The organism is Rhodococcus sp. 05-2255-3B1 (genome assembly GCF_002258545.1).
In the GTDB taxonomy this organism is placed as follows: domain Bacteria; phylum Actinomycetota; class Actinomycetes; order Mycobacteriales; family Mycobacteriaceae; genus Rhodococcoides.
In genome coordinates this window covers 38833-50864 of the sequence record NZ_NOZC01000017.1, presented here as the reverse complement: position 1 = coordinate 50864, position 12032 = coordinate 38833, and the positions used below count along the sequence as shown (strand labels likewise).

Annotated in this window: 8 protein-coding genes; 2 read left to right on the top strand and 6 right to left on the bottom strand. The window is 64.5% G+C overall.

Going from position 1 to position 12032, the window contains the following annotated elements:
* Positions 1–26: 26 nt before the first annotated feature.
* Positions 27–920 (top strand): LysR family transcriptional regulator, encoded by an 894-nt coding sequence (locus CH249_RS09650; RefSeq protein WP_094681841.1) that lies wholly within the window; start codon positions 27–29, stop codon positions 918–920.
* 185 nt (positions 921–1105) lie between these two features.
* On the opposite strand, the gene CH249_RS09645 is transcribed toward CH249_RS09650, so the two are convergent.
* Positions 1106–3343 carry an NADP-dependent isocitrate dehydrogenase gene (locus CH249_RS09645; RefSeq protein ID WP_032394973.1) on the bottom strand — a complete coding sequence of 746 codons (2238 nt, stop codon included), beginning with the start codon at positions 3341–3343 and terminating at the stop codon, positions 1106–1108.
* Positions 3344–3582: 239 nt separating this feature from the next.
* On the opposite strand from CH249_RS09645, the gene CH249_RS09640 reads away from it, so the two are divergent.
* Positions 3583–4959: an NAD-dependent succinate-semialdehyde dehydrogenase gene (locus CH249_RS09640; protein ID WP_032394972.1), complete on the top strand. Its 1377-nt coding sequence runs from the start codon at positions 3583–3585 to the stop codon at positions 4957–4959.
* Between the two features lie 74 nt (positions 4960–5033).
* On the opposite strand, the gene CH249_RS09635 is transcribed toward CH249_RS09640, so the two are convergent.
* Genes CH249_RS09635 through CH249_RS09615 form a run of 5 tightly spaced genes read right to left on the bottom strand, consistent with a single transcriptional unit; the run spans position 5034 to position 12013 of the window.
* On the bottom strand, positions 5034–6473 hold the full coding sequence (locus CH249_RS09635; protein ID WP_254924234.1) for a serine hydrolase: 1440 nt from the start codon (positions 6471–6473) through the stop codon (positions 5034–5036).
* Between the two features lie 44 nt (positions 6474–6517).
* Positions 6518–8668 carry an MMPL family transporter gene (locus CH249_RS09630; protein ID WP_032394971.1) on the bottom strand — a complete coding sequence of 717 codons (2151 nt, stop codon included), beginning with the start codon at positions 8666–8668 and terminating at the stop codon, positions 6518–6520.
* On the bottom strand, positions 8662–10491 hold the full coding sequence (locus CH249_RS09625) for a non-ribosomal peptide synthetase (protein WP_176459237.1): 1830 nt from the start codon (positions 10489–10491) through the stop codon (positions 8662–8664). The genes CH249_RS09630 and CH249_RS09625 overlap by 7 nt, the downstream gene beginning before the upstream one ends.
* On the bottom strand, positions 10488–11813 hold the full coding sequence (locus CH249_RS09620; protein WP_094630801.1) for an aminotransferase class III-fold pyridoxal phosphate-dependent enzyme: 1326 nt from the start codon (positions 11811–11813) through the stop codon (positions 10488–10490). Before CH249_RS09620 ends, CH249_RS09625 begins: the two co-directional genes overlap by 4 nt.
* Positions 11813–12013 carry an MbtH family NRPS accessory protein gene (locus CH249_RS09615; RefSeq protein ID WP_254924235.1) on the bottom strand — a complete coding sequence of 67 codons (201 nt, stop codon included), beginning with the start codon at positions 12011–12013 and terminating at the stop codon, positions 11813–11815. Before CH249_RS09615 ends, CH249_RS09620 begins: the two co-directional genes overlap by 1 nt.
* Positions 12014–12032: the final 19 nt, after the last annotated feature.

Below are 12032 nucleotides of genomic sequence, written 5' to 3'. Positions count from 1 at the left end.
ATCAGTTGGGTATAGATTCATTCGCTGTGAGCATCAATCTCGGCATCGCACACCTACGGGCCATCGTGGCGCTGGCCGATCTCGCGAGCTTCACCTCGGCGGCCGCGTCCCTCGGGGTTTCACAACCAAACCTCAGTCGCACGGTCGCCGAGGCGGAGCGCCGCCTGGGCGTGCGACTGTTCGTACGCACCACCCGCAGCGTCGACCTCACCGGTGATGGACACGACGTGACGGCCTATGCCCGTCGGGTCTTGCTCGAGTTCGATGACGGCCTGGAGCAGATCGGGCGCTTCGTCTCGGGCGACCGCGGAACCGTCACCATCGCGTGCCTACCGTCGATCGCGGCGACGTTCCTCCCGCCGTACATCGTCGGATTCCGCGACAGCCATCCCGATGTCTCAGTGCACATCAGGGACGGCCTGCGCGACGACGTAGTGGCCTCCGTACGTGACGGTTCCGTGGATTTCGCGGTGGTTGCTGCCTCGGGGCGAGCGAACGATTTGATGCGTACGACAGTCAGCACCGACGCATTCGTGTGCGCACTACCGCCGAATCACGCTCTGGCGCAGCGCAAGAGCCTGAGATGGACCGACCTCGCCGACGAGCCGTTCATAGCCTTCGGCCCGGAATCGAGCATCGCGTCGCACGTGCGACTGGCACTGGAAAACGCCGGAGTCGACGTCGGACCGTCGGTTCAGGCACACAACGTGGCCGCGGTGGCGGGCCTGACCGCGGCGGGACTCGGCATCACCGTCATCCCGGAATTGGTGGTGCCGATGATGTCGTTCGCGAGCCTCGTCTACCTGCCCATCGAGCCGACGATCCATCGCACGATCTCCGTTGTCCAACTGCCAGGGCGTCGCCACAGTGCGAGCTGTACGGCGTTTCTCGACATCTTGGTGCCGCCCCGTAACGCATGAATGGTCCATTCAGTACGTCTGAGCGCGTGAAAGTCACATTGATCCGAACGGGGTGGGCGGGGCCGGCTCCGAACGGGGTGGGTGGTGGACCGAATTCTGGTGCACCCCAATACGAATGAATGGCCCATTCACAACGTCTGAGCGCGTGAATGGACCATTCATTCGATGGGGGTGAGCCAGAGAAACTACAGCTTGAACGACTCCAGAGCCTCGTTGAAGGTCTTGGACGGACGCATCACTGCAGCGGTGGCTTCGGGGTCCGGGTAGTAGTAGCCGCCGATGTCGACTGCCTTGCCCTGGACCTCGTTGAGCTCGGAGACGATCTTGTCTTCGTTCTCCGACAGCGTCTTCGCCAGTGCGGCGAAGTGCTTGGCCAGTTCGGTGTCCTCGGTCTGTGCGGCCAACTCCTCGGCCCAGTAGAGGGCGAGGTAGAACTGGCTGCCGCGGTTGTCGAGTTCACCGGTCGAGCGCGACGGGCCCTTGCTGTTCTCGAGCAGCTTGCCGGTGGCGGCGTCGAGTGCCTTGGCGAGGATGGTCGCCTTGACGTCGCCGGTCTTGGTGCCGAGGTCTTCGAGGCTCACTGCCAGAGCCAGGAACTCGCCGAGCGAGTCCCAGCGCAGGTGGTTCTCCTCGATGAGCTGCTTGACGTGCTTGGGAGCCGAGCCACCCGCACCCGTTTCGTACAGTCCGCCGCCTGCCATCAGAGGAACGATGGAGAGCATCTTGGCGCTGGTGCCGAGCTCGAGGATCGGGAACAGGTCGGTGAGGTAGTCGCGCAGAATGTTGCCGGTCGCGGAGATGGTGTCGAGTCCGCGGACCAGACGCTCCATCGTGTACCGGATTGCGCGAACCTGCGACATGATCTGGATGTCGAGGCCCTCGGTGTCGTGATCCTTCAGGTACGTGCGCACCTTGCCGATGAGCTCGTTCTCGTGCGGGCGGTACGGGTCGAGCCAGAAGACGACCGGCATTCCGGACTCACGGGCGCGTGTCACGGCGAGCTTGACCCAGTCCTGGATCGGCGCGTCCTTGACGATGCACAGACGCCAGATGTCGCCCTCTTCGACGGTCTGCGTGAGCAGTACCTCGCCGGTGGCGATATCGGTGATGTTGGCGACGCCTGCCTTCGGTACCTCGAAGGTCTTGTCGTGCGAGCCGTACTCTTCGGCCTTCTGCGCCATCAGGCCGACGTTGGGGACGGTGCCCATCGTCGTCGGATCGAACTGTCCGTTGGTCTTGCAGAAGTTCACCATCTCCTGGTAGATCCGGGAGAACGTCGACTCGGGGTTGACGGCCTTGGTGTCCTTGGGACGACCGTCGGCTCCCCACATCTTGCCGCCGGCGCGGATCATCGCGGGCATCGATGCGTCGACGATGACGTCGCTGGGCGAGTGGAAGTTCGAGATTCCGCGGGCGGAGTCGACCATCGCGAGTTCCGGACGGGTCTCGTGACACTTGTGCAGGTCTTCGATGATTTCGTCACGCTTGGACGCCGGGAGTGTCTCGATCTTGGCGTACAGGTCCGACAGGCCGTTGTTGACGTTGACGCCCAGCTCTTCGAAGATCTCGTTGTGCTTGGCGAACGCGTCCTTGTAGAACACGCGAACGGCGTGGCCGAACACGATGGGGTGCGATACCCGCATCATCGTGGCCTTCACGTGGAGGGACAGCATGACGCCGGTCTCGTAGGCGTCCTGCATCTGCTCCTCGTAGAAGTCGAGGAGCGCCTTCTTGCTCATGAACATCGAGTCGATCACGTCACCGTCGGTGAGCGAGACCTTCTCCTTGAGCACGATCGGCTCGCCGTCCGCGGGCAGCAGTTCCATCTTGATCTCACGGTCTCCGTCGACGACCGTCGACTTCTCTCCGTGGTAGAAATCGCCCTCGCGCATGTGCGCGACGTGGGTGCGTGACGCCATCGACCATTCGGTCATGGAGTGCGGGTGCTTGCGGGCGAACTCCTTGACCGCCTTGGGTGCACGGCGGTCCGAGTTACCCTCACGCAGAACAGGATTGACCGCGCTGCCGAGGCACTTGGTGTACCGGTCGCGGATCTCGCGCTCTTCGTCGGTCTTCGGGTTGCCGGGGAAGTCGGGGATCGCGTAGCCCTTGTCCTGCAGTTCCTTGACGGCAGCGAGCAACTGCGGCACCGATGCGCTGATGTTCGGCAGCTTGATGATGTTGGTCTCGGGCAGCTGAGTCAGCTTGCCCAGCTCGGCGAGGTTGTCGGTCACTCGCTGGTCTTCGTTCAGGTAATCGGGGAACTCGGCGAGGATGCGGTTGGCAACGGAGATGTCACTCGACTCGACGTTGATCTCGGCCGCGCTGGCGAAAGAACGTATGACCGGCAGAAACGCGTGAGTCGCCAACATCGGCGCCTCGTCGGTCAGGGTATAGATGATGGTCGGCTTCTTCGCTGTCATGTTTCGCCTTTGCCTCAGTTTCAACGTCGTCTTTTGGATGCGTCCACCGTCGACTTTAATCTTTGAACCCGCCGATGTGCGGGGCAGTGGGGTATCACTCCACCTGCGATTCCAAGTTACCGACCAGTAGGGCGCTCATAGGTTTTCGCAGCGTTCCTCGATCCGCCCCTGACCACCGTCGGAGCATCCGATTTGCCCGAATTGGAACAACAGACCCCTCCCCGACCGTTGAACGAATCATGACGACCTACAAGACTGTCAATCCCGCCGACGGCACAACCGTCAAGGAATTCGAAACCCTCGACTCGGCCGGTGTCGAGCGCGCGCTCGCCGACGCAGACGCCGGATTCCGGACGTGGCGCAAGACCTCACCGAAGCATCGCGCCGAAATTCTGCACAAGGTCGCCGACCTCTACACCGAACGCTCCGACGAGCTGGCCAGGACCATCTCACTCGAAATGGGCAAGCCACTCACCGAATCCCAGGGTGAGGTGGAGCTGTCGTCGAACATCTACCGCTACTACGCCGACAACGGCCCCGCTCTGCTCGAGGACGAGAAGCTCGACGTACCCGGTGCGGAAGACACTGTGCTGCAGCGCAAGCCGGTCGGCGCGCTCGTCGGCGTGATGCCGTGGAACTTCCCCTACTACCAGGTGGCTCGGTTCGCCGGCCCGAACCTGATGGTGGGCAACACGATTCTGCTCAAGCACGCACCCAACTGCCCGCAGTCGGCGCTGCTGATGGAGGAGATCTTCCAGCAGGCCGGACTCCCCCAGGACGCGTACATCAACATCTTCGCGACCAACGAGCAGATCGCCGACATGATCGCCGATCCACGCGTGCAGGGCGTCTCGCTCACCGGTAGCGAGCGAGCCGGAACGTCCGTCGCCGAAACAGCAGGACGCAACCTCAAGAAGGTCGTCCTGGAGCTGGGCGGATCGGACGTGTTCATCATGCTCGACTCCGACGACATGGATGCAACAGTCGAGTCCGCGACCAGGGCGCGACTCTCCAACGCAGGTCAGGCCTGCAACGCCGCCAAGCGCATCCTCGTCGCCGAGGAGCACTACGACGACTTCGTCACCAAGCTCACCGCCTCGTTCGAGGCCGTGCAGACCGGCGACCCGCTGGACGCGAACACCACGCTCGGCCCACTGTCGTCACAGACAGCGGCCGACACGTTGATCGAGCAGATCGACGACGCCGTCGCCAAGGGCGCGACACTGCTCACCGGCGGCAAGAAGATCGACGGACCGGGTGCTTTCGTGCAGCCCACGCTGCTGACCGACGTCACCCCCGACATGCGTGCGTACAGCGAAGAGCTGTTCGGACCGGCCGCAGTGATCTACAAGGTCGAAAGCCCGCAGCAGGCAATCGAATTGGCGAACTCCTCCGCCTACGGCCTGAGCGGCTCGGTGTGGAGCGCCGATCTGGACAAGGCCCGCGACGTGGCCGAGCAGCTCGAGGTCGGTATGGCCTTCGTCAACGAGCACGGCACCACCCTGCCGGGCCTGCCGTTCGGCGGCGTCAAGCGCTCCGGCGTCGGCCGTGAGCTGGGACCGTGGGGCATGGACGAGTTCGTGAACAAGAAGTTGGTCCGCGTCTCCGCCAAGTAGGACCACCTCGACCGACGCTGCTCCCCGGCCCTGCGGCCGGGGAGCAGTTCGTCCGTGTGGGTTCGTCCGACCGATCAGGTCTGCCGAATTCGACCGTAGTTGACCACCTGATCGGTCACCACCAGTGCAGATGCGAGAAACACCGTGCCGAGCAGAATCCAGAACGCCAGGGTGACGTCGGGTGCCCACAGCGCCATGACGGACAGTGACGCACCGACGATCGTCGGCACCCCGATGTAGGCACCGATCAGCACCGACCCGCCCAACACCGTGGTGATCGCGATCCGAAGTGCGGCACCACCGAGCGAACGCTGTCGCACCTGCCCCGTGAACAGCCGAACGGTTACCCAGACGACGATGGCGAGCAGGACAGCCACGGCCGCGAAAATGGTACCCAGCACCATCGGAGCCGACGACGACGGTAGTCCTGTGGTCGACCCGTCGATGACGAGCGTGGTGAGATTTCTTCCTACCGCAGCGATATGTTCTGCTTCGATTTCACCGTATCGATTGGTGGCCAACACCATTGCTCTGTCCAGGGCGGGTACGAATGCAACGTAGGCGTAGTAGCCGGGGACGGCTCCGGAATGCCACCACACGTCCTGGCCTGCGATCTTCTCGTGAAACAGACCGTCGCCGTACTCGGTGCCCTCGCCGGTGTCGACCTCGGGAGCCGTGTCCTCGCCGCCCTGCAGCCGACTCAGTCGCCATGATGCGTACCGTCCGAGATCGCCCGTGGAGCCCGCGAGGTAGCCGTAGCCCAGACCCGCCGAATCCACTCCTACGTCGATGGGTCGCGCCGAGCCGAAAAACGGCACATGGCCCGGTGGAACGTCGTCGGTGAACTGTTCCGGATCGGTGATGGCGGAGGTGTCTGCGGGCGAGAGGACCTGGGCGTCGAGTGCATCGGCGAACGACTCACCGGTCACGGTCTCGACCACTGCCTGCAGGAGCATGTAGTTCAGGCTCGAATAGCGGAACGATCCACGTTCGGTCGTCCCCACCGGCTGCGGGATGGTCGCAATTGCGTCGACGGCCGAGCCACGCCGGGACCAATCGTCGGTGACGGTGATGTCGTGCGGCAAGCCACTGGTGTGGTGCATCAGGTCGCCGACTGACGTTGCCGGGTCGCCCAGCATGTTCCGTGCTCCCGGGACGATGTCCACGACGGGCGTCGACTCGTCGAGTACACCCTGCCGTTCCAGCCCGAGGACGGTGGCCGCCGTGAATTGTTTGGACACCGAGCCCCACACGAACGGTGTCGAGGCATCGACGGGCTCGCCGTTGCCGTCGACACCGTTCGATGCTTCCCCCACCACCGTGTCCGAGTCCAGAACCTGGACCGACATTCCCGGGGCTCCGATCTCGGCCGCCCACTCGTCCACTGCATTCTGCAGATCGGTGTTCGAGAGTGTTACTGCCGCAGCAGGACCGGGCGTGAGCCCGAGGAGGAAGGTCAGAGTCATGAGCAGTCCCACGGCGAGTCGTCGGGTACATGCCGCTACGGTCGCCATCCTTGTCGAGCTCCTGTCCGTGGTGCGATCGGCCGGTTTCGTGATCAGTGATGGCCCGCGCCGTCGAGTGAGCGCTTCCACACGCTCGCCCCCAGCAGGCGTAGGGCAGCAGGGACGAGAATGCCGCGAACAACGGTCGCGTCGAGAGCGATTGCCGCGGCGAGCCCGACACCGAGCTGCTTCATCTCCGGCGTCGGCAACAGCGTGAACATCGCGAAGATCACCACCATCACGGCCGCAGCCGCGGTGACCGGCGGTGCTGACCGGACCACACCCTGCCGGACGGCATCCTCGACGCCGAGGCCGCGACCGAACGCCTCTCGCACCCGAGTGAGGATGAAGACGTGGTAGTCCATCGACAACCCGATGAGGATCACCAGCATCATCACCGGCAGCAGAGTCACCACCGGACCGACGTACTCCGAACCGAACACCGTTGCACCCCAGCCGTACTGGAACAACAGCACCAGGATGCCGTAGGACGCGAGGACGGACAGCAGGTTCAGACCCACGCTCAGCGCGGCGAGCCCCACACTGCGGAAGGCGAGGTAGATCAGCGCGAAGGCGACCAGGAGGACGATCGGTATGACGATCAGAAGATCACGCGAGGTCGACTGCGAAACGTCGACGCTGACCGCGGTCTCACCACCGACGAGAATGTCACGACCGCCCGCGAACTCCGGAACAACGTTGCTTCGCAACTCGTTCAGAGAATCCTTCGCCGCCTGTGCATCGATACCGTCCGAGTCGGTGCCGATCTCGATGCGCGCCACCGACCTGTCCGTGGAGATCTGAACGTCACGTACCTGCCCGTCGAATCCGGGCAAGCCGGCCGCGGCCTCGGCGATGTCGGTGAGTACGGCCGAGGCACCGGCGACGTCACCGCCGGTCTCGGTGACCACGGTGTGGCTGACGCCGTACAGAGGGAACTGTTCGGAGACGTCGTCCAGCGTGCGCAGCGTCTCGAAGGTGCGCGGCATGCTGTCCGTTCCCGGGAACTGCAGCTTCATGGTCGCGACCGGTGCGGCCAACAAGACCATCACGGCCAGTCCGGCGAGCAGCGCAGGCATGGGGCGCCGAACGACATTGCCCGACAGACGACCCCAGAACCCTGTCTCCTCCGCTGCGTCGTCCGGAGTCTTGCCGAACAGCTGCCGAACCACTCGTCGACGTCCCAATGCCAGCAGCGCAGGCAGCAGCGTGATCGATGCAAGCATCGCGGCGACGACGACGAGAATGATGCCGAGTGTGAGCGAGTGGAAAATCGGCGATTCGGTCAGGAAGGCTGCGATCACCGAAACACCGGTCACCAGCCCCGCCACCAGAACAGAGCGCACCGTCATCGACACCGCGATCGTTGCGGCTGCGTCGGCGTCACCGGACCGGGCGAACTCCTCGCGGGCCCGCCTGACGAAGAACAACGAATAGTCCACGCCAAGAGCGAGACCCATCAGCAGAATGACACTCATCTGGTTGCTCTCCATGGGCACCAACAATGACGTCGGCCCGCTCCAGAGGATGGCCAGTGCCACCACGGCGAGGCCGGTGACAAGCGGAATCAAGGTGGCGATCAGACCGGCGAACACGAGAAACAGCACGACGGCCGTGACGGGGAGGCTGAGCATTTCCAGCAACACAAGTCGCTCACCGTAACTGGTGGTGACGTCGGCTTGCACCGAGATGGGCCCGGTAGCAGATATGGCAGCACCCGGGTTGGCTTCGCGGGCGCTCTCGATCGCAGAATCGATCCCCTGCACACGCTCGGACGGCGATGCCTGCTCGTCGGGCAACAGCACCTGCAGAACTCGCTGATCGCCGGTAGCGGCCGTCAACTTCTCCGGAGGCTCCTGCGCCGTCCCCATCAGCGCAGCCGACAACTCGTCTGCGATGCGATCGGAGTCCTCCGCCGAGCTACCCTGCACCAGAATGGTTTCGGTTCGCGAGGACAGGAAGTCCGAGCCCGTTTCCAGTTGCTCCGCCGCGCCGGACTCGCCGACGAACCCGTCCGCCGGAGACAACTCGGACATGCCGAGTCCGACGTATGCACCGGCCGACAACACCAGCGCCACAAGCCATCCCGCAAGCACTGCGAGACGATGACGGTAACTCCACCTGGCCACCGCCGCGAAACGCTCCAGAATGGAGCCATCCGCCGTCGCGTCCTCGATCGGGGGCCTCTCACTCGTGGTCACCATGACATCTCCTCCTGTCCACGGTTCGACGCCGATGCGCCGACCGACAGACGATTCGTTTCTCTGTCCACGACCGACGCGATCTCGCGCACGGTCAGTCCCTCCACTACGTCCGCCAACTGCAACCGCACCCCGAACTCGCGGGCGATGCCGTTGACCAAGCGCGCGACCAACAAGGAGTGGCCGCCCAGCGCGAAGAAGTGGTGATCGGTACCGATCTCCTCGATTCCCAACAGCCGTCGCCACAGCGTCAACAGCCTCTCCTCGGTTTCGGTCTCCGCCGCCCGGCCCGCGGTCGAACCGGCAACGAAGTCGGTGATCACCGGCGCCGGCAACTTCACAACATCCAACTTCTGCCCCACGGTCACGGGAACCTCGACCACCTTCACCAGAGCGGCAGGTACTGCGTGGCGCGGGAGCGTGCGGTAGAGGTGGGACCACAGCTCCGCACGATCGAGATCGCCATCGTCGAAGGTCGCGAAATACGCGACGAGAACATCGAGGTCGGTGCCGCCGACCGTGGCATGCGACCACCGGATTGCCGGGTGCTTCGCGATCGCTCGTTCCACCTCGCCGAGCTCGAGCCGGTACCCCCGCAACTGCACCTGGTCGTCGGCGCGGCCGTGATACACGAAACGGTCGCCTGCGTCTGTACCGACGATGTCCCCGGTGAGATACAACCGATCACCGTGGCCTTCAGGGTCCGGGACGAACGCTGCTGCGGTCGCACGCGGGTTCCCGAGGTATCCGTGTGCGAGCTGGTCGCCGCCCACTGCCAGCTGTCCGAGGCCGTCGGCGGAACCGACACCGTCAGCGGCCGGTAGTACCGCCGCTCTCACGCCCGACAGTGCGGGCCCGATGGGCGTCCTCGGCTCGGCGAGATCCTGTTCGACGAGTTCGCCGCCGGTGCAGGACACAGTGACCTCGGTCGGACCGTACCAATTGACCAGTCGACACCGGCCGAAGGACGGTGCGGCCATGACGTCGGCAAGCCTGCCGCCGTCGGAGGCTTCGCCGCCCACGAGCAGAGATCGCAGCGCCAGCCCGCCACCGATCGTCTCGTCGTACGCACCGAGTTGATATGCCGCGGACGGCGTGGTCGAGAGCACGGACGCACCTGTCTGCTCGAGCAACTCGTGCAGCCGGGCAGTATCGGCCGCAACAGCCTCCACGACGAGTACAGCGGTGGCACCCGCCCCCACCGATGCGAACAACTCCCACACCGACAGATCGAAGGCAGCCGACGACCGCGCCGCCACGACATCGCATTTCGACAGGGCGACGACCCCGCGGGCCGCGTCGAGAAAAGCAAGCACCGCTCGGTGCGGTACCAGAACGGCTTTCGGCCTACCCGACGTCCCGGACGTGCTGATGATGTAGGCGGGATCGTCGACGCTGCGCGGTGAGGGGGAAGTCGGCTCGAACGAACCGAACAGAAAGAAGACGGCGTCGCCGAGGGCAATCGAAGGCCGTCCGTGCCAGGACGCCGGGTGCAGGTCCTCCCACACCACCATGGCGGCCGGCTCGATGGTCTCGAGCAACTGCGCCTCGACTGCCTGGGGACTGTTGTACGGAATGACCGTGTACGCCGCGCCTGCACCGAGAATGCCCAGCAAGGTCGGGAACAACCAGGAGTCGCGGCGGCCCTTCACTGCGACGACGTGCCCGCGGCCGACCCCGGCGCGCGTCAAGGCCTCGCGGACCTGCGCGCTCCGCTCTTCGAGTGCGGTGACACCCAATTCACCGTCCACGCACAGCTGCACGGGCCGATCGCCGAAGCGCTCCGAGAGCCCGGTGAACGCGAGATCGTCGACGAAGGCTGTCACGAGCGAACCGCCGCGGTCAGTGACCGAGTCACTGCGTCGAACGAGAGCGCCAACTCTTGTTCGGTGACCAACAGGGACGGACGCCAACGGATCGACCTCGTCCCGCACGGCAGAAGCACCGTGTCGTACTCGTCCAATGCGATGCCGAGCACCGCGTCACGCAGTTCGCGCGATGACACTGTGACGGCCCCCCACAGGCCCCGTGACCGAGCCGACGTCACGTGACCATCCGAGGAACCGACCATCGCGTCGAGTCCGGCGCGCACGAAGGGACCCATCGCCGCCGCTCGCGCGATCACGTTCTCTCGCGCGATGTACTCGTAGAGCAGTGCGAAGCGCACCAGATCGACCAACGAACCACCCCAGGTCGAGCTGATCCGTCCCGGTACGGCGAACGCATTGGTGTCGAGATCGTCGACGCGACGGCCCCCGATGACCCCGCACACCTGCAGGCGCTTACCGAATGCCACCAAGTCGGGACGCAATCCCAGTGCCTCGTGCGCCCACCGAGCGCCGACCGTGCCGCCTCCGGTCTGGACCTCGTCCGCGACGGTGAGGACGTCGTGCTCGATGCACAGCGACTGCACGGCCCTGAGGAATGCAGCACCCAGGTGTCGGTCGCCGCCTTCCCCTTGAATCGGCTCGTAGACGAAGCACGCGATCCTGTCACCGTCGGCGACGAGGGTCGCTTCGATCTCCGCGAGTGCCCGACGTTCGGCCTCACTGAGACCGGCTCGGTCGGCGTCGTCACCGCCATCCTCACCGCGAGCCGGGGCGTCGATTCTGGGCCAGTCGAATTTGGGGAATCGCGCCGTCTTGGCCGGATCGGTGTTGGTCAGCGACATGGTGTAGCCGCTGCGGCCATGGAAGGCCCAACGAAGATGCAGCGCTTGAAGATTCGTTTCGTCGGTGCCTGCTCGCTGGGATTTCCAGTCGAAGGCGACCTTGAGTGCGTTCTCGACTGCAGCCGCACCACCGTCTATGAGGAACAGGTGCGGCATGTCCTCCGGCATGAGCAGACGACGAAAGGTCGAGACCGAATCGGCCAGGACTCGAGACGCGAAATCCGGGTTCGAGGGCTTCATCTTGGCTGCTGCCAACAATTTTCGCTCGGCTTCGATATGCGCGAGCGGTGTGGGGTTGTGGCCGAGCGGGGACGACGAGAAGAACATCCCCATGTCCAGGACCGGTCGTCCGGCAGCCTCGTCCCAGAGGTAGGAACCGGACGAACGCTCGATGTCGATGGTCATCGGCAGGAAGTCGCCCACGAGAGTCCGGGCCAGTGATGCGGGGACTCCCGACGCGGTGTCGACGACGGTCATCACGCCACCCCCAGCGCGCGACGTAGCGACAGTGGGCGAATGTCGGTCCACACCGATTCGATGTGGTCCAGGCACGCCTCACGGTCGCCGGTGAATCCGACCTCGTACCACCCCAGCGGCAGTGGTCGCTTCGCCGGCCAGATCGAATGCTGCTCCTCGTCGTTTCGTACGACGGTCCATTCGGAAATGTAGTCCTGCACTGTGATCCCCTGTTCCTTC